The 17,991-nt window shown below is 58.6% G+C and carries 13 protein-coding genes and 2 pseudogenes; 6 read left to right on the top strand and 9 right to left on the bottom strand.

The window, feature by feature from the left end; all coding sequences use genetic code 11:
- The first annotated feature begins 63 nt into the window (after window positions 1–63).
- Complete coding sequence (locus DVA44_RS00715; protein ID WP_114385531.1) at window positions 64–2,094, top strand: alpha-amylase; 2,031 nt, start codon at window positions 64–66, stop codon at window positions 2,092–2,094.
- A 172-nt stretch (window positions 2,095–2,266) separates the two neighbouring features.
- Entirely contained in the window at window positions 2,267–3,523 is a 1,257-nt protein-coding gene (gene avtA, locus DVA44_RS00710; RefSeq protein ID WP_114385530.1) for a valine--pyruvate transaminase, read from the top strand.
- Window positions 3,524–3,527: 4 nt separating this feature from the next.
- On the opposite strand, the gene DVA44_RS00705 is transcribed toward avtA, so the two are convergent.
- Together DVA44_RS00705 and DVA44_RS00700 are read right to left on the bottom strand one after the other, a co-directional pair.
- Window positions 3,528–3,998 (bottom strand): 4Fe-4S binding protein, encoded by a 471-nt coding sequence (locus tag DVA44_RS00705; protein ID WP_114385529.1) that lies wholly within the window; start codon window positions 3,996–3,998, stop codon window positions 3,528–3,530.
- Window positions 3,999–4,123: 125 nt separating this feature from the next.
- The gene (locus DVA44_RS00700; RefSeq protein ID WP_103177760.1) at window positions 4,124–4,942 is read right to left on the bottom strand and encodes a helix-turn-helix domain-containing protein; all 819 of its coding nucleotides are present in this window, start codon (window positions 4,940–4,942) and stop codon (window positions 4,124–4,126) included.
- Between the two features lie 226 nt (window positions 4,943–5,168).
- Between DVA44_RS00700 and DVA44_RS00695 the strand changes: the two genes are divergently transcribed.
- Both DVA44_RS00695 and DVA44_RS00690 read left to right on the top strand, forming a co-directional pair.
- Window positions 5,169–6,569, top strand: a complete 1,401-nt coding sequence (locus DVA44_RS00695; protein ID WP_114385528.1) for an MFS transporter — start codon at window positions 5,169–5,171, stop codon at window positions 6,567–6,569.
- A gap of 10 nt (window positions 6,570–6,579) precedes the next feature.
- On the top strand, window positions 6,580–8,547 hold the full coding sequence (locus tag DVA44_RS00690; RefSeq protein WP_114385527.1) for a glycoside hydrolase family 127 protein: 1,968 nt from the start codon (window positions 6,580–6,582) through the stop codon (window positions 8,545–8,547).
- A gap of 50 nt (window positions 8,548–8,597) precedes the next feature.
- Here DVA44_RS00690 and DVA44_RS00685 read toward each other — a convergent pair.
- Window positions 8,598–9,247: pseudogene (locus tag DVA44_RS00685) on the bottom strand (MipA/OmpV family protein); the annotation flags it as partial.
- Window positions 9,248–9,253: 6 nt separating this feature from the next.
- Window positions 9,254–9,951, bottom strand: a protein-coding gene (locus DVA44_RS00680) for an IS1 family transposase (protein WP_225321516.1) whose coding sequence is annotated in 2 segments (ribosomal slippage) — window positions 9,254–9,702 and window positions 9,702–9,951 — 699 coding nt in all. Because the reading frame shifts where the segments join, the coding sequence is not laid out codon by codon here.
- Window positions 9,952–10,007: 56 nt separating this feature from the next.
- On the opposite strand from DVA44_RS00680, the pseudogene DVA44_RS00675 reads away from it, so the two are divergent.
- Window positions 10,008–10,226, top strand: a pseudogene (locus DVA44_RS00675) (LysR family transcriptional regulator); the annotation flags it as partial.
- On the opposite strand, the gene aldB reads toward DVA44_RS00675, so the two are convergent.
- On the bottom strand, window positions 10,223–11,761 hold the full coding sequence (gene aldB / locus DVA44_RS00670) for an aldehyde dehydrogenase AldB (protein WP_103177755.1): 1,539 nt from the start codon (window positions 11,759–11,761) through the stop codon (window positions 10,223–10,225). The pseudogene DVA44_RS00675 and the gene aldB overlap by 4 nt on opposite strands.
- A 166-nt stretch (window positions 11,762–11,927) precedes the next feature.
- Between aldB and DVA44_RS00665 the strand changes: the two genes are divergently transcribed.
- Window positions 11,928–12,815 carry an ROK family protein gene (locus DVA44_RS00665; RefSeq protein WP_114385526.1) on the top strand — a complete coding sequence of 296 codons (888 nt, stop codon included), beginning with the start codon at window positions 11,928–11,930 and terminating at the stop codon, window positions 12,813–12,815.
- On the opposite strand, the gene selB is transcribed toward DVA44_RS00665, so the two are convergent.
- The 4 genes from selB to DVA44_RS00645 all read right to left on the bottom strand — a co-directional run bounded on the left by selB (window position 12,812) and on the right by DVA44_RS00645 (window position 17,991).
- Complete coding sequence (gene selB / locus DVA44_RS00660) at window positions 12,812–14,668, bottom strand: selenocysteine-specific translation elongation factor (protein WP_114385525.1); 1,857 nt, start codon at window positions 14,666–14,668, stop codon at window positions 12,812–12,814. The genes DVA44_RS00665 and selB overlap by 4 nt on opposite strands.
- Window positions 14,665–16,050 (bottom strand): L-seryl-tRNA(Sec) selenium transferase, encoded by a 1,386-nt coding sequence (selA, locus tag DVA44_RS00655; RefSeq protein ID WP_114385524.1) that lies wholly within the window; start codon window positions 16,048–16,050, stop codon window positions 14,665–14,667. The genes selB and selA overlap by 4 nt, the downstream gene beginning before the upstream one ends.
- 102 nt (window positions 16,051–16,152) lie before the next feature.
- Window positions 16,153–16,761 carry a glutathione S-transferase gene (locus DVA44_RS00650; RefSeq protein ID WP_114385523.1) on the bottom strand — a complete coding sequence of 203 codons (609 nt, stop codon included), beginning with the start codon at window positions 16,759–16,761 and terminating at the stop codon, window positions 16,153–16,155.
- Between the two features lie 93 nt (window positions 16,762–16,854).
- Window positions 16,855–17,991 (bottom strand): HlyD family secretion protein, encoded by a 1,137-nt coding sequence (locus DVA44_RS00645; protein WP_114316213.1) that lies wholly within the window; start codon window positions 17,989–17,991, stop codon window positions 16,855–16,857.

The following is a 17,991-nucleotide window of genomic DNA, read 5'->3' as shown; positions in this document are numbered from 1 at the left end:
GGGATGAGTTTGCCCACTAAAATAGATGGCAAACTGAGCAAAATGCTGTGACAGGAAAATGGTATGAAACGTTCTGCTCTCGCTCTTCTGTTCTTGCCTGCACTGGCCAGCGCCGACTGGTCCGCCCCCGGCTTTCCGGCCTTTACCGCTGAAGGATCGGGCGTCTTCACGGCACAGGCAAAGCTGACGAAGGGTACCCGCCCGCTCACGTTGAGTTTTGACAAGGCGTGCTGGCAACCCACCAACGCCATAAAACTCAACGAGATGATGTCACTGAAGCCGTGCGAAGGCGATCCGGCGCAGTGGCGCATCTTCCGCGACGGGGATTATCAGGCACGAATTGATACCCGCTCCGGCACGCCAACGCTGATGTTGACCGTTGCCAGCGCCAGCGAAAAGGCGGTGGCATCGGTAGTGCGCCAGTGCCCCAAATGGGACGGCAAACCGTTGACGCTCGATGTCAGCAATACTTTCCCGGAAGGGAGCGTGGTGCGTGATTTTTACAGCAAACAGACCGCCACCGTGCAGCAGGGTAAAATTACCCTGCAACCCGCACCGGGGAGCAACGGCCTGCTGTTACTGGAGCGGGCAGAAACGTACAAGCCCGCCCCGTTCAGCTGGCAAAACGCCACCGTCTATTTTGTTCTCACCGACCGGTTTGAGAATGGCGATCCGGGCAACGACAACAGCTACGGGCGCCATAAAGATGGTATGCAGGAGATCGGCACCTTCCACGGCGGCGACCTGAAAGGGCTCACCAGCAAGCTGGATTATCTGCAACAGCTCGGCGTTAACGCCCTATGGATCAGCTCCCCGCTGGAGCAGATCCACGGCTGGGTCGGCGGCGGCACCAAGGGGGATTTCCCCCATTACGCCTATCACGGTTATTACACTCAGGACTGGACCCGGCTCGATGCCAACATGGGTACGGTGGATGATTTACGTCAGCTGGTGGATGAAGCCCATCGCCGGGGGATTCGCATCCTCTTTGACGTGGTAATGAACCACACCGGTTACGCGACGCTGGCGGATATGCAGGAGTACCAGTTCGGGTCGCTCTATCTGCAGGGCGAAGAGCTGAAGAAAACCCTGGGCGAACGCTGGACCGACTGGAAACCGGGCACCGGACAGAGCTGGCACAGCTTTAATGACTACATCAACTTCAGCGATAAAGCGGGCTGGGAAAACTGGTGGGGCAAGAAGTGGATACGCACCGACATTGGCGACTACGACAACCCCGGTTTCGACGATCTGACCATGTCGCTGGCCTTCCTGCCGGACCTGAAAACCGAATCGACCACCCCATCAGGCTTACCGAATTTTTATCGCCACAAGCCCGACACCCGGGCGAAGGCCATTGACGGTTACACGCCCCGGGATTACCTCACCCACTGGCTGAGTCAGTGGGTGCGTGAATACGGTATCGACGGTTTCCGCGTTGATACCGCCAAGCACGTTGAGCTGGCGGGCTGGCAGCAGCTGAAAGACCAGGCCAGCGATGCCCTTAAAGCATGGAAAGCGGCCAACCCGGAGAAAAAACTCGACGATGCGCCGTTCTGGATGACCGGTGAATCCTGGGGGCACGGGGTGATGCAGAGCGATTACTACCGTCACGGCTTCGATGCGATGATCAATTTTGATTACCAGGAGCAGGCGGCCAAAGCGGTAGATTGCCTGGCGGACATCGACCTGACCTGGCAGCAGATGGCAGAAAAGCTGCAGAGCTTTAACGTCCTGAGCTATCTCTCCTCTCACGATACCCGTCTGTTCCGCGAGGGTGATCAGCGTGCGGCAGAGCTGCTGTTGCTGGCGCCGGGTAGCGTACAGATCTTTTATGGCGATGAATCAGCAAGACCGTTCGGCCCGACGGGCTCCGATCCTTTACAGGGCACGCGCTCAGACATGAACTGGCAGGATATCAGCGGCGCGCAGGCTGCAACCGTCGCCCACTGGCAGCGGCTCGGGCAGTTCCGCGCCCGCCATCCGGCGGTGGGCGAAGGGACACAAACCACGTTAACCTTGCCTCAGGGCTACGGCTTTGTACGCGAGCATCAGGGCGACAAGGTGATGGTGGTGTGGGCGGGTAATCGCTGATCGGCAGGGGCAAAATCCCTCTCCCACGGGAGAGGGAAGCAGGATAACTTGCTGCCTGATGGCAAACTAACAACATAAAGTCACACATCTTCGTTTCGACGCTGATTTGCACCTGCGCAGTTGTAGCGTTATGGTGAGCCACACTTAGAACACGCTCGACAGATCACCTGCTATGACTTTTTCACTTTTCGGCGACAAATTCACCCGCCATTCAGGCATCACCCGCCTGATGGAGGATCTCAACGACGGGCTGCGCACACCGGGCGCCATCATGCTCGGCGGCGGTAACCCGGCACAAATCCCCGAGATGAACGCCTATTTTCAGACGCTCCTCGCAGACATGCTGGAAAATGGCAAAGCCAGAGATGCGCTGTGCAATTACGACGGCCCGCAGGGCAAAACCGAGCTGCTCGCTGCCCTCGCGGAGATGCTGCGCGACACCCTCGGCTGGGAGATTGATCCACAGAACATTGCTCTGACAAACGGCAGCCAGAGCGCGTTTTTCTACTTATTTAACCTCTTCGCGGGACGACGTGCCGACGGCACCACCAAAAAAGTGCTCTTCCCGCTGACGCCGGAGTACATCGGTTATGCCGACTCCGGCCTTGAGGACGATCTTTTCGTCGCCGCGCGCCCGAACATCGAGCTACTGCCGGAAGGCCAGTTCAAATATCACGTCGATTTTGAGCATCTGCATATTGGCGAAGAGACCGGGATGATCTGCGTCTCGCGCCCCACCAACCCGACCGGCAACGTCATCACCGATGAAGAGCTGATTAAGCTGGATACGCTGGCGAACCAGCATGACATTCCGCTGGTGATTGATAACGCCTATGGGGTGCCCTTCCCGGGCATTATCTTCAGCGAAGCGCGTCCGCTGTGGAACCCGAACATTGTCCTGTGCATGAGCCTCTCCAAGCTGGGCCTGCCGGGCAGCCGCTGCGGGATTATCATCGCCAATGAGAAAATTATCACCGCTATCACCAACATGAACGGCATCATCAGCCTCTCCCCTGGCGGGATCGGCCCGGCAATGATGTGCGAGATGATTAAGCGCAACGATCTGCTGCGCCTGTCCAACGAGGTGATTAAGCCTTTCTATTATCAGCGCGTCCAGGAGACCATTGCGACTATCCGCCGCTATCTCCCGGAAGAGCGCTGTCTGATCCACAAACCCGAAGGGGCAATTTTCCTCTGGCTGTGGTTTAAGGATCTGCCGATCACCACCGAGCTGCTCTATCAGCGTCTGAAAAAGCGCGGAGTATTGATGGTACCGGGGGATTACTTCTTCCCGGGGCTGGATAAACCCTGGCCGCACACTCACCAGTGCATGCGCATGAACTACGTGCCGGACCCGGAAAAAATCGAAGCCGGTGTTAAAATCCTGGCAGAAGAGATCGAGCTCGCCTGGCAGGAACAACGCCCATAACGGTTTACGCCAGATAACGCAGCCGTTCGGCGCGTAATCTGGCGGGATCGACGCAGCTTAACGCACGGGTTGGACAGGCCGCGACGCAGGCCGGTCCCGCTTCGCGGTGCGCACAGCGGTCGCACTTCAGGGCCTGAACCTGCTCAGCACTCCCCGTCACCTGCATCGCCCCAAACGGACAGGCGACCATACAGCTTTTACAGCCGATACAGCGCGCCTGATCCACCCGCCACACCCCCGCCTGCCGCTGAATGGCCTGCGTCGGGCAGACGTTAGCGCAGGGCGCATCTTCACACTGGTGGCAGGTGACCGCCGTAGTGAACGTCCCGCCTTTCACCACCCGGATGCGGGAGGTAAAGGTCTTTGCCGTCACGGCGGCACAATTCTGATTCTCCTGGTGCGAGACCACGCAGGCCACTTCGCAGGTGCGACAGCCAATACATTTCGCCGGGTCCGCAACAATAAACGGGTTCATCGCCTGCTCCATCCTTGTTGAAAAAGTCAGGTTGCCAGAGTGTTCAGGGCACGCGCTTTGATCAGACGGGGCAAAAAGTCACTTTTGTGCGTCCTGCCGCGAATACTGGCCATTTGCCACAGCGCTCAGGCGGAATTGATGTGCTCCTTGCAGTAGCGGCGCTTCCAGACACCGGGCGTTAACCCGGTATGCTTACGAAAAATTTGCCGGAAATATCCGGTGTCGTTAAACCCGCAGCGCACCGCCACCTCCTTCAGCGACACGGCATCATTAAGCAGTAGCTTCTCCGCGGCCCGGACGCGCTGACGGTGGATAGCCTCGGTGAGCGTCAGATGAAAGACCCGACGAAACACCCGCCCCAGATAATCGGCGTTGCAGTGCAGCTCCCGGGCAAGCTGCGACGTGGAGAGTGGCCGGTGAAACTGCGTGCTGATCAGCTGCCGTGCCTTCCATGCCAGGCTGACGCCCGCTTCATCCGGGGCGAGCTCCTGCCCGGGCATGACTGAGAGCTGTTGCAAAATCAGCAGCAGAATAAATTCCAGCGCCGGGCTGCGCTGGAGCTTCTCCTGTTCGGTCAGAAATTGCCGGAACAGGGCAATCATCGCCTGCGGATCGCCGGTTTTGCCGTGCTGCTGCACCGACAGCAGTGTACTCAGGGATGACGGCGCGGCCTGCTCGTGAACTTCAAAATGCAGCCAGTAAAAGCGTAAATCGGCAGGAAAATCTTCAATCCCCTTGTGTCGGCGGTGGGGCCAGAGGAGCAGACTTTCTCCGGCATGGACCTCAAACAGCGTCGTATCCTCCTGGATCGTTAATGTCCCCTTTTCCACAAAGATGACCTCCCAGGAGTCGAGCCTGCGCGCCGGATGTCGCCCGACACCCCGGGAGATAAAATAGCCGCCATTCTGCACCCTGATCGGAAGCGCTATGGATAATTCGAGCATGGTTATTCAATTTCTCGCTATTTATGAGCAGATTCTTTCTCTTTATCACTGATTATTAACAGCTATTTGTTATTCGTCCCGATCAAAATCACATTTTACGAACAAGGTCGGAATCCTCACCTTTTTATACTTTTCCCTTCCCTTGTTGCCCCCAGGGAACAGTGCAAAATTAGTCAGGTACTCTGCAAAACAACATAAAAAATCCAATAACCCGAGGAGTTACCTCATGACTTCCACCCCGATTACACAGACAGAGATCGCCCAGCAGGCCATCAACGATCGCCTGACGGTGCGAGAAAAAATAGGCTACGGCCTGGGTGATGCCGGCGGCACGGTGATCACCTGTTTGATCATGAACTTTCTCACTTTTTTCTATACCGATGTCTTTGGTTTAACCCCGGCGCTGGTCGGCACGCTGTTTATCGCCCTGCGCATCTTCGACGCCATATCCGACCCGGTGATGGGGATCATCGCCGACCGTACCCAGAGCCGCTGGGGACGCTTTCGCCCCTGGCAGCTGTGGGTCGCCCTGCCGATTGGCATTATCGGCGTGCTGACCTTCACCGTGCCGGACGCGGGCATGGGAGTCAAAATCGCCTGGGCCTTCGGCACCTATCTGCTGCTCTCGGTGGGCTATACCGCCATCAACGTGCCCTATTGCGCGCTGATCAACACCATGACCACCCGCCACAGCGAAGTGATCTCCTGCCAGTCATGGCGTTTTGTGTTGTGCGGCGTGGCCGGTTTTCTGGTCTCCGTTGGCCTGCCTTGGCTGGTTGAACTTCTCGGCCAGGGCAACGTGGCGCAGGGATATCAGTTCGGCGTAGGTGTGCTGTGCGCCATTGCAGTGGTGATGTTCCTGTGCTGCTTCTTCTGGGTTCGCGAGCGCGTACCGCTGGCGATGATGGGAAAATTTACCCTTAAGGAGCACCTCGCCGGGTTGCGTAAAAACGACCAGCTGCTGCTGATGCTGGTGATGTCTTTCCTGCTGATTAACGTCTTCAACATTCGTGGCGGCGGCTACATGTATTTCATCACTTACGTGCTGAAAGGGAGCACCGCCTACACCTCGCTCTTCTTCACGATGGTGACCTTTGCCTCCATTCTGGGCGCGGTGATCGTTAACCTGCTGTCGCGCCGCAGCGACACCGTCAAACTTTACTACTACACCAACCTGGTGCTGGCAGCCCTGGCGGTGGGGATGTGGTTCCTGCCCGGCGGTCCGGCTTACCAGACCTTGTGGCTGGTGGTCATTCTGGCGAACGGCGTGATCCTCGGCTTTACCCTGCCGCTGCACTTTGCGCTGATGGCCTTTGCCGACGACTACGGCGAGTGGAAAACCCGCGTACGCTCCTCCGGCATGAACTTCGCCTTTAATCTCTTTTTCATCAAGCTGGCCTGGGCTTCCAGCGCCGGGATCATCAGCCTGGTGTTTATTTTCGTCGCCTACCAGCCGGGCGCGGGCAACCAGACGCCCGCCTCATTACAGGGCATTACCGCTATGGAGACCCTGCTGCCCGCCCTTTTCCATCTGCTGCTGGCGCTGGCGATCCGCAAGTGCCGACTCAATAACCCGATGATGACGCGCATTGCCACCGACCTGCGCCAGCGTCACGCTCACGCCTGAGGAGAACATGATGTCCATAATGGAACCCGACCTGCATAAACTGAAAATCAGCGACCCGTTTCTGGGTCAGTATCAACAGCTGGTGCGCGATGTGGTCATCCCCTATCAGTGGGATGCCCTGAACGATCGCATTGAGGAGGCTGAACCGAGCCATGCGATCGCCAACTTTCGCATCGCGGCGGGTCAGCAAAATGGTGAATTCTACGGGATGGTATTTCAGGACAGCGACGTGGCGAAATGGCTCGAGGCGGTCGCCTGGTCGCTATGCCAGAAGCCCGACGCGGAGCTGGAAAAAACCGCCGATGAGGTGATTGAGCTGGTAGCCGCCGCGCAGTGCGACGATGGCTATCTCAACACCTGGTTCACGGTAAAAGCGCCGGAGGAGCGCTGGACAAACCTGGCGGAGTGCCACGAGCTTTACTGCGCCGGGCATATGATTGAAGCGGGCGTGGCCTGGTTTCAGGGCACCGGCAAACGCCGTCTGCTGGAGGTGGTCTGTAAGCTGGCCGACCATATCGACAGCGTTTTTGGTCCGGGCGAGCAGCAGCTACATGGCTATCCCGGCCACCCGGAGATCGAGCTGGCGCTGATGCGCCTGTTTGATGTCACCCAGGAGCCGCGCTACCTGGCGCTGGCGAAATATTTCGTCGAAGCGCGTGGCACCCAGCCGCACTACTACGACATCGAATATGAAAAGCGGGGCAAAACCTCGTACTGGAACACCTACGGCCCGGCGTGGATGGTGCAGGATAAAGCCTACAGCCAGGCGCATCAGCCGCTGGCGGAACAGCAAACGGCGATTGGTCATGCGGTGCGCTTCGTCTATCTGATGACCGGCGTCGCGCACCTGGCCCGTTTAAGTCAGGACGAGAGTAAACGCCAGGACTGCCTGCGCCTGTGGAACAACATGGCCCAGCGCCAGCTTTATATCACCGGCGGGATTGGTTCCCAGAGCAGCGGCGAAGCCTTCAGCAGCGATTACGATCTGCCGAACGACACCGTCTATGCTGAAAGCTGCGCCTCCATCGGCCTGATGATGTTTGCCCGTCGCATGCTGGAAATGGAAGCCAACAGCCAGTACGCCGACGTCATGGAGCGGGCGCTGTACAACACCGTGCTTGGCGGCATGGCGCTGGACGGAAAACACTTCTTCTACGTCAACCCGCTGGAAGTACATCCGAAGACGCTGAAATTTAACCATATCTACGATCACGTGAAGCCGGTTCGCCAGCGCTGGTTCGGCTGCGCCTGCTGCCCGCCAAACATCGCCCGCGTTCTGGCCTCGATTGGTCACTACATTTATACCGTTCGCGACGATGCCCTGTTTATCAACCTCTACATCGGCAACAGCATGACTTTCCCGGTGGGTGAGCAGGAGTTGCAATTGCGGATCAGCGGCAACTACCCGTGGCAGGAGCAGGTCGTCATTGAGATCGCCTCCTCGGTGGACGTCGACTATACCCTGGCCTTACGTGTGCCGGACTGGTGTGACAATCCACAGCTCACGCTGAATGGCAAACCCATCACGGGTGAGATGCGTCAGGGCTATATCTACCTGACCCGCCGCTGGCAGAAAGGCGATAAGCTGGTGTTAACCCTGCCGATGCCGGTCCGCCGGGTTTACGGTAATCCACAGGTGCGCCAGCAGGCCGGAAAAGTGGCTTTGCAGCGCGGGCCACTGATCTACTGTCTTGAAGAGGCGGATAACGGTGCGGGGCTGCACAACCTTGCCCTGCCAGCCGACAGCGAATTCAGGCTCGTTGAAGGCAAAGGGATTTTTGCCCATAAGATACTGATCCAGACGCAAGGGTATGCCCGCCATGCCGCGGACGCTGAACACCAACCGCTGTGGCAGTACGATCGTGCGCCCGCCACGCAACAGGCGCAGACGCTGACCTTTATTCCGTGGTTTAGCTGGGCTAACCGGGGCGAAGGGGAGATGCGGATCTGGGTGGATGAGGCGAACGCCGCACGCTAAAGCCGGAAAACAGAATCAGCCCTCATCTCTGAGGGCTGATTGTTACTTCCTTAAAACCTCCAGGAGAGACCGGTCATCAGCGCGAAGCTGTCGTCACGGTCGATCATCGGGCTGTTTTTCACATCGTCAGGCAGCACGGTATAGACGGCGCTGGCATTCAGAGAGAGATTTTGTGTCAGCGGGTATTTAGCTGCCACACCCACATAAGGGGTCACAGTTTCGCCTGCGTTGTACTGCTCTAAACCGCTGCGACGGGACTCTTTCTGCGACACACCGTAGTAGTAATCGTTGAAGCTTTCATCGTAGTAAAAGACCCCCACCGATGGCGTCAGGGTCAGGCGCGCCATGCGGAACGGGCGGAAATAAGACATTTCGCCCACCACCCCACCGCTCTCATCCATCGCATCGGCGGCAATCGCCAACTTCAGGCTACCCCAGCTTTCGTGGCGATAGTACGCCCCGCCCAGCATCGCGGAAGCTTTGCGCTCGTCCAACTGCTTCATCGCAGAGTCGTCGTTATCGTCCGGATCGAAATGCAGCGGCATCCAGGAGGCGGTCAGGCTGAGTTCGTTTTGGCATCTTTCCAGATAATCCAGCCGCCGGTAGCCTGACGCACGTAAAAATGTTCCCCTTCGTAGTGCATTAATGGAACAGCGGAAACATTCTCGTTATAACCTTTATACGGTGATTCGGTAATGACTCCAACTTACTGATAGTGTTTTATGTTCAGATAATGCCCGATGACCTTGTCATGCAGCTCCACCGATTTTGAGAACGACAGTGACTTCCGTCCCAGCCTTGCCAGATGTTGTCTCAGATTCAGGTTATGTCGCTCAATGCGCTGAGTGTAACGCTTGCTGATAACGTGCAGCTTTCCCTTCAGGCGTGATTCGTACAGCGGCCAGCCATCCGTCATCCATACCACGACCTCAAAAGCCGACAGCAGGCTCAGAAGACGCTCCAGTGTGGCCAGAGTGCGTTCACCGAAGACGTGCGCCACAACCGTCCTCCGTATCCTGTCATACGCGTAAAACAGCCAGCGCTGACGTGATTTAGCACCGACGTAGCCCCACTGTTCGTCCATTTCAGCGCAGACAATCACATCACTGCCCGGTTGTATGCGCGAGGTTACCGACTGCGGCCTGAGTTTTTTAAGTGACGTAAAACCGTGTTGAGGCCAATGCCCATAATGCGTGCACTGGCGCGACATCCGACGCCATTCATGGCCATATCAATGATTTTCTGGTGCGTACCGGGCTGAGAGGCGGTGTAAGTGAACTGTAGTTGCCATGTTTTACGGCAATGAGAGCAGAGATAGCGCTGATGTCCGGCAGTGCTTTTGCCGTTACGCACCACGCCTTCAGTAGCGGAGCAGGAAGGACATCTGATGGAAATGGAAGCCACGCAAGCACCTTAAAATCACCATCATACACTAAATCAGTAAGTTGGCAGCATTACCCGTTTTTGCGCCCAAACAGAGCCTGCAGAAAGAGATCGAACAGGGTGTTCTGGTGCCCTGCTTCGCGCATCAGGAGGAGTGGTGGCTGGATCTGGTGGCTATCTTCCGTAAACGTGACTATCAACCGTGGCGGGTGCAGTATGTGCTCGACGGCGTGCTGAATACCCTGCGTAAACAGATTGCGCAGGCCACCCAGCGGCGGCCTGCGCTGAAGGGTTAGAACAGCCCGAGCGGCTTGTCGGAGTAGCTCACCAGCAGGCACTTGGTCTGCTGGTAATGTTCCAGCATCATCTTGTGCGTTTCGCGGCCAATACCCGACTGTTTATATCCGCCAAACGCGGCATGGGCCGGATAAGCGTGATAGCAGTTGGTCCATACGCGTCCTGCCTGGATCCCGCGTCCCATCTGATAGGCCAGATTGCCGTTGCGGCTCCAGACGCCTGCGCCCAGGCCATACTGGGTATCGTTGGCCAGCTCCAGCGCCTCCTCCATGGTTTTGAAGGTGGTCACCGCCAACACCGGGCCAAAGATCTCCTCCTGGAAGACGCGCATGTTATTTTTACCGGACAGGATGGTCGGCTCCAGGTAGTAACCCTCTTTCAGCTCCCCGTCCAGCATCTTGCGCCGTCCGCCGGTTAAGATATCCGCCCCCTCTTTCTTACCGATATCAATGTAGTTGAGGATCGTCTCCAGCTGCCCGTGGGAAACCTGAGCCCCCATCTGGGTACCGTTGTCCAGCGGGTTGCCGCTGCGGATCGACTCCACGCGGCGGATGGCGCGCTCCATAAAGCGTTCGTAAATGGACTCCTGCACCAGCGCCCGGCTTGGACAGGTACAGACTTCACCCTGGTTGAAGGCAAAAAGCGCAAACCCTTCCAGCGCCTTGTCAAAGAAGGCGTCCTCTTCGTCCATCACATCAGCGAAGAAGATGTTCGGGGATTTTCCGCCCAGCTCCAGCGTGACCGGGATGATGTTCTGGGTGGCATACTGCATGATCTGCTGGCCCACTTCGGTGGAGCCGGTAAAGGCCACCTTGGCGATCCGTTTGGAGGTCGCCAGATATTCGCCAATCTCCCCGCCCGCACCGTTGACCACATTCACGACACCCGGCGGGAGCAGGTCGCCCACCACTTCCATCAGCAGCAGGATCGACAGCGGGGTTAAGCGCGCCGGTTTCAACACCACACAGTTGCCTGCCGCCAGCGCGGGCGCCATTTTCCAGGCGGCCATCAGCAGCGGGAAGTTCCACGGAATGATCTGTCCGACCACGCCCAGCGGCTCATGGAAGTGATAGGCCACGGTATCTTTGTCCACCTCGCTGATCCCCCCTTCCTGCGCACGAATACAGGAGGCGAAATAGCGGAAATGGTCGATCGCCAGCGGCACGTCGGCGGCCATGGTTTCGCGGATCGGTTTACCGTTGTCCCAGGTCTCCGCCGTGGCTAAAAGCTCCAGATTCTGCTCCATGCGATCGGCGATTTTGAACAGGATCGCCGCGCGATCCTGCACCGAGGTGTGCGCCCACTTCTCTTTCGCTTTATGGGCGGCATCCAGCGCCAGATCGATATCACGTTTCCCGGAGCTGGCGATCTCGCACAGCGGCTGGCCGGTCACCGGGGTGAGGTTCTGATAATAGTCGCCGTCGGCCGGAGGAACCCAGTCGCCGCCGATAAAGTTGTCATAACGGGCTTTAAGTTTGAGAGGAAAACCATATTCGCCAGGCAGGATACGTGCTGATGGAGGGTTATTCGTCATGACTGTCTCCTTGTGTGTAGTGTCCTTCAAAGGTAGACCGCGGCGGTGAAAATATCGCCAGTCGTCGCCTGCTTTGCGAGCCCCTTCACGCATTACCTTACTTTACGTTTGGTTTCCGGCGCTGAGCCATACTTAAAGCGCACAACCCGGGCGGAGGTAAGGATAAATGCGGCTTTTTATCGGCTTTGACGTGGGCGGAACCCACATTAAACATGGCGTGATCGACGAGAACGGCAACGAAATCGCCACCGATCAGTTTGATACCCCAGAGGATGAGGAGAGCTTTAAGCAACAGTGGCGCGAGGTGGTCGAGGCTTACCAGAATGAACACGAGATCGCGGCTATCGGCGTGAGTTTTCCTGGCCACATCAATACCCATACCGGCGAAGCCGCAAAGGCGGGCGCGCTCGACTATCTGGACAACGTCAACCTGTATGCGCTTTTCTCAGAGCTGACGGACCTGCCGGTTATCGCCGAGAATGACGCCAACTGTGCTGCACTGGGCGAACGCTGGCGCGGCGCGGGGCGTGAATATGAAAATTTTGTCTGCATTACGCTCGGCACCGGCATCGGCGGCGGTATTGTGGTGGAGGGCGATCTCTGGCGCGGCTCGCACCACCGCGCCGGGGAGTTCGGGGTGATCCCGGTGGGTAAGAACGGCGAAGGGATGCATGAAGTCGCCTCGGCCAAAGGGCTGATGGAGACCTGCCGCCGGGCGCTGGCGGTCTCCGAAGAGGAGATGCCGAAAGGCGAAGAGCTGTTTGAGCGTATGGAGAACGACCTGCACCTGCGCGAAGCCGTCGAAGAGTGGGCGCTGTTTCTGGCCCGCGGGGTCTACAGCGTCATCTCTATGTTTGATCCGCAGGTGGTGCTGATTGGCGGCGGCATCAGCGAGCAGGAGAAAATTTATAAGCTGCTCGACAGACACCTGCAGACCTTTGAAGAGTGGGAGGCGTTGCAGGTGCCTATCCTGCCCTGCCAGTTGGGTAACCAGGCGGGCAGGCTGGGCGCCGTATGGCTGGCAAAACAGAAACTTGCCAGAAGCGAGGCTTAAGGCTGCGGCGATTCGCCGGTAAAGAGCTGCGCGTCACGCAGGAGATGATCGTTACCGCGGCGGCGGGTAAAGCCAATGCGGTTGAAATACTCCAGGATCTGGATCGCCAGTTTACGCCCGACGTTGAGCCGATCGCGGAAATCCGCCGCGCAGGTCGAGCCGCGCTCGCTATCCAGCGCCCGGATCAGATTCGCAAAGGTGACGATGCGATCGTAGCGATAGTAACGGTCTTTGACGATGGCGGTGATCAGCCCCTGCTGCGCCGCATGCTTCAGCACCTGACGCATGGTCTGTTCCTCAGTGGCGGTTTCGCGCGCCAGGTCGCGTACCCACCAGGGGTCGTCACCGAACAGCGCCTGCGCTTTTTGCCAGACGGCCTGCTGCTCCGGGGTAAAGCCCGCTTTATGATCCGGCAGATGCAGCCAGCCGTGGTAGCTCTGTAGCTCCCCGCTCTCGCGCATCCGCTCGATCAGCAGCAGCACCAGAGCTTCATCCTCCATCGGCAGCGCCATACGGCGCAGGCGCTCGCGCCCGGGGCCAGGTTCATCCTGATGCTGCTGATGATAGGTTGTCAGCACATCGAGAATTTTACGCTGCCAGCGGGCGGCAACCGGGGTGTTTAACAGGCTGTTTCCGGCCTGGATGAACGTCGGCTGTTGCATCAGCTGACGCAGCCCTTCTCCGCTGAGCTGGCGTGCCCAGCCAAAGTCATCCAGATTCACCGCCCCACGCTCCAGGTGCGCCAGCAGGGCGCTGCGGTCATCCGTCGCCGTCTCAAGCGTCGCCAGCCAGTGCAGGTACTCCGGCTTACGCTTTCCGCGACGCGGGGGGTTAAGCGTCACGACCCGCGCCCCGGCCAGGGTGACGCGGGCAGAAATATCGCGCAGCACCAGCCGATCGTTGTCGGCCAGCCACAGAGGGGTGTCAAAAACCAGCTCCGCCAGCGCCCCCTCCAGCAGCGAGACACGCCCCGTCACGTGGCTGGCGGCATGGTGAATATGCAGCGGCTGCCACTGCGCGAGCGGTACATCGCTCTGCAGGGAGACAATCACCCGCGTGGCCTGCTCCGGCGGCGCTTCGGCCAGCAGCCAGTCGCCACGGTTCAGCTCAGCTTTTTCCGTATCGCCCACCAGGTTCAGGGCAATACGCTGTCCGGCGTGCGCCTGTTCGACAGGCTGATTCTGCGCGTGCAACCCGCGAATACGTACCGGCTTGTTGACCCCGGTCAGCCACAGGTTGTCACCCACGCGCACCTCGCCAGACAGCGCCGTGCCGGTCACCACCAGCCCCGCCCCTTTCACGGTAAAGGCGCGGTCGATAGCCAGCCGAAAACGGTGATGGTCAGCATGGGCGCGCTCAGGGAGCTGTTGCAGATGCTCACGCAGGGCATCAATTCCCCGCCCTTCGGTGGCGACGGTGACAAACAGCGTGGCATCCGCGAAGCCATAATCGCGCAGGGTCACCAGCACCTCCTCGCGCACCGCCTCCACCCGCTCCTCATCAACGCGATCGGCTTTGGTCAGGGCCACCGTCAGCTGCGGGTTGCCGGTCAGACTGAGGATCTGCAGATGCTCGCGCGTCTGCGCCATCACCCCGTCATCACAGGCCACCACCAGCAGGGCGTGATCGATACCGCCCACCCCTGCCAGCATGTTGGATAAAAACTTTTCGTGCCCCGGCACGTCAATAAACCCCAGCACCCGGCCATCCGGCTGCGGCCAGTAGGCATAACCCAGATCGATGGTCATGCCGCGCTTTTTCTCTTCCGGCAGTCGGTCGGCGTTGACGCCGGTGATCGCCTGCAACAACGTCGTTTTGCCGTGGTCAACATGACCGGCGGTGGCAATAATCATTTCAACAACATCTCCAGAAACAGTGCTTCATCTTCCAGGCAACGTAAATCCAGCCACAGGCGCCCGTCCTTGATCCGTCCAAGCACCGGCACGGGCAGCGATCGCCAGCGCAATGCCAGCGCATCCAGCTGGCCGCCGCGCCCGTCGCGCGGGGTAAAGGTCAGTGCCGCGCCGGGCAGACGATCCACCGGCAGCGACCCGCTGCCCGGCTGCGACAGGCAATCTTCCACCCGCACCTCGAAGTCAGGATAGTGTGCAGCAATGTCTGTCAGCAGCCGCTCTCCCTGACGGTGAATGGAGGCGGCATCGCGGCTCAACAGGCGCAGCGTCGGCAGCCGTTCGGCCAGCGTCTCCGGGTGAAGATAGAGTCGCAAGGTCGCCTCCAGCGCGGCGAGGGTCATTTTATCCGCCCGCAGGGCGCGTTTCAGTGGATGCTGTTGCAATCTGGCAATCAGATCGCGCTTGCCGACAATAATCCCCGCCTGCGGACCGCCTAACAGCTTATCCCCCGAGAAGCTCACCAGGCTGACACCGGCGGCAATCAGCGCCTGGGGCATCGGCTCTTTCGGCAGACCATAGCGGCTGAGATCCACCAGCGAACCGCTGCCCAGATCGACGACCACCGGTACCTCTTTCTCCTGCCCGATGCGCACCAGCTCGGCTTCGTCGACGGCATGGGTAAAGCCTTCGATGTGGTAGTTACTGGTATGCACCTTCATCAGCAGAGCGGTGTTTTCATTGATGGCTGCGGCGTAATCCCGATCGTGGGTACGGTTGGTGGTGCCCACTTCGCGAAGCTGGCACCCGGCCTGGGTCATCACATCCGGGATGCGAAACGCGCCGCCAATCTCCACCAGCTCACCGCGGGAGACCACCACCTCTTTGCCGCTCGCCGTCGCGGCCAGCATCAGCAGCACTGCGGCGGCGTTGTTATTCACAATGCAGGCATCTTCCGCCCCGGTGAGCTGGCACAGCAGCGCCGCCAGCGCGCGGTCGCGGTGGCCGCGTCCGGCACCGTCGAGATCGTACTCCAGGGTTACTGGCACCTGCATCGCCTGGGTGACCGCGGCAACCGCCTCCTCTGCCAGCAGCGCGCGTCCCAGATTGGTATGCAGCACGGTGCCCGTCAGGTTCAGCACCTGCCGCAGCCCCTGTTCGTCATCCTGCGTCAGCCGCTTTTCGGTCTCCAGGGCCCAGTCGTCGCACCACGCTGGCAGGCGGTTGTCGGCGCGGATCCCGGCGCGGGCTTCGTCCTGCAACAGACGCAAGGTTTCCACCGTTCGGCTGTGACCAAAACGGGCAATAATGGCAGTAAGACGGGCATCGCGAAGCAGACGATCGGTCGCGGGGAGTTGGCTGTAGAGAGCGTGCTGAGTAGTCATGAATATGCCTGACGGTTAGGTATTTTCCCCCCTCCCGACGGGAGAGGGAGTCAATGTCAGGGCGATTGTACCGCGTCCGGCAAGGAAGTGTTATCGACGACATCAAGCCTTTGGCGGTTCGGTACGGGCGAAACTTTCACGCTGGAAGAGGGTTTCCGCCAGCTTAACCAGCAGCGGACGATCAACGCACCAGCCCGGTGAAACCCGGCGGAAATTGAGGTAGCCGATGGCGCAGGCAATGGCGATGGTCGCCAGATTGACGCTGTCGGTGGCAATTTTCCCCTCGCGGATCAGCTGCTCACAATGATCGAGACTGCGAGTGATTTTCTCCCGCTGGCGCAGCAGCTCGGTCTCGGATTGCTGCGCCGCCGGGCGGGCCTGTTCACGCACGGAGGCTAACGCCGCATCCATGATCCCGTCCGCCAGCGCCTCGATTTGCCGGATAGCCAGCGCCGCTTTCGGTTCACGGGGTATCATCGCCGGGGCGATATCCAGCAGTTCGATATAGCTGGCAATGATGGGGGAATCGAACCAGTGTTCACCGTCATCGGTTACCAGCGCCGGGACTTTGCCCAGGGGATTGTACTGCGCGACACCGCTTTCAGCCTGATAGGGCTGTTCATTAACAAATTCAAAAGTGATGCCTTTCTCCAGCAGAAGAATGGAGATTTTACGTACAAAGGGACTGGTATAACTGCCGATGAGTTTCATTGCCTGCTCCTTATCCGCCAACAAAAGCATAAGTATGGCTCAGGCAAAGAAAAAAGGCAGGCGATGCGTCGCGCATGCCTGCCTTTCAGGGGATTAATGGTCGAGATAGAGGTAGTGCATCCAGCTGGTCATACGCAGCAGGACCTTACGCATCACGGAAACATGCGAGAAGTGATCGGAGTAAACCGCCACCTGGGCATAGATACCGTCAGGCAGAGCGTCCACGTCGGCGTTCGGCTCCAGTTCAATGGTGCCCAGCACGCCGTCAGTACCCGGCACCACCGTCAGGGATTGCAGCGAGCCCTGCGCCTGGTAAGAACCGCCCGGCACCACCGGCAGGATGCTGGTGAGCTTGCCAGAGAAGACCTGGCCTGGCAGGGCGTTGAATACCACTTCGGCTTCATCGCCCGGTTTCAGACGCAGCAACGAGTTCTGGCGGAACTGCGCCACAATCTGCCGTTTCTGTTCAGGGATAAACACCATCACCGGACGCAGCGGCAGTGAAGCCGCATAGGTTCCCGGACGAATCAGCACTTGGGTGATGTAGCCGTTACTCGGCGCCCGGATGATGGTCTGGTCCAGATTATAGGTGGCTTCGGCCAACTGGGCGCGCAGAGAGGCAATCTGCGACTGCTCACCGTTAGACATGCTCTCTAACTGGCTCTGGATCTGCACCTGTTCCGCCACGGAGGCTTTCACCATGGCGTCCTGCGCCAGGTAGTTTTGCCGCGCGTTATCGATATCGCTTTCAGAGAACGGATTTACCTTTGCCTGGCTGCCTTTCACATAACGCTGATAGTCTTTGAACAGACGGTCACGCTCGGCGGAGACGCGGGTGGTATTCGATTGTGCTTCCGCAAGCTGGGCTTTCAGGACATCAATATTGTGTGTCGCCGTCACCAGGTCGGCCTGCAGACGATCGACGCGGGCTTTATACCTGCCCGGATCGATTTTAAATAACACTTCGCCCTTTTTAATGAGCTGGTTATTTTTATCGGTCACTTCAGTTACCACCCCTGTAACCTGCGGCGTAATCGGAATTGAGATTACCGCTTTCTGCGCCGTAAACGTATAGGGGTGGTTATAGTTCATTAATAAAATAAGGCCGGCCACGATAAATACGCCGCCTAATGTTGCGGTCGCCAGCGTCCACTGGTTTACCGGGATACGGAATATTTTAAAGATGGCCCATGCAAACGCGACATAGGTCAATATGATCAACAGATCCAT

Source organism: Leclercia sp. W17 (genome assembly GCF_003336325.1).
GTDB lineage: Bacteria > Pseudomonadota > Gammaproteobacteria > Enterobacterales > Enterobacteriaceae > Enterobacter.
Note: the sequence above shows the minus strand (reverse complement) of the source record. Positions and strands in the feature narration are given on the sequence as shown.

Excerpts from the sequence above, each read along its gene's own strand:
- DVA44_RS00715 (WP_114385531.1), top strand. The coding sequence starts at position 64 with ATGAAACGTTCTGCTCTCGCTCTTCTGTTCTTGCCTGCACTGGCCAGC.
- avtA (WP_114385530.1), top strand. The coding sequence starts at position 2,267 with ATGACTTTTTCACTTTTCGGCGACAAATTCACCCGCCATTCAGGCATC.
- DVA44_RS00705 (WP_114385529.1), bottom strand. The coding sequence starts at position 3,998 with ATGAACCCGTTTATTGTTGCGGACCCGGCGAAATGTATTGGCTGTCGC.
- DVA44_RS00700 (WP_103177760.1), bottom strand. The coding sequence starts at position 4,942 with ATGCTCGAATTATCCATAGCGCTTCCGATCAGGGTGCAGAATGGCGGC.
- DVA44_RS00695 (WP_114385528.1), top strand. The coding sequence starts at position 5,169 with ATGACTTCCACCCCGATTACACAGACAGAGATCGCCCAGCAGGCCATC.
- DVA44_RS00690 (WP_114385527.1), top strand. The coding sequence starts at position 6,580 with ATGTCCATAATGGAACCCGACCTGCATAAACTGAAAATCAGCGACCCG.
- aldB (WP_103177755.1), bottom strand. The coding sequence starts at position 11,761 with ATGACGAATAACCCTCCATCAGCACGTATCCTGCCTGGCGAATATGGT.
- DVA44_RS00665 (WP_114385526.1), top strand. The coding sequence starts at position 11,928 with ATGCGGCTTTTTATCGGCTTTGACGTGGGCGGAACCCACATTAAACAT.
- selB (WP_114385525.1), bottom strand. The coding sequence starts at position 14,668 with ATGATTATTGCCACCGCCGGTCATGTTGACCACGGCAAAACGACGTTG.
- selA (WP_114385524.1), bottom strand. The coding sequence starts at position 16,050 with ATGACTACTCAGCACGCTCTCTACAGCCAACTCCCCGCGACCGATCGT.
- DVA44_RS00650 (WP_114385523.1), bottom strand. The coding sequence starts at position 16,761 with ATGAAACTCATCGGCAGTTATACCAGTCCCTTTGTACGTAAAATCTCC.
- DVA44_RS00645 (WP_114316213.1), bottom strand. The coding sequence starts at position 17,991 with ATGGATCTGTTGATCATATTGACCTATGTCGCGTTTGCATGGGCCATC.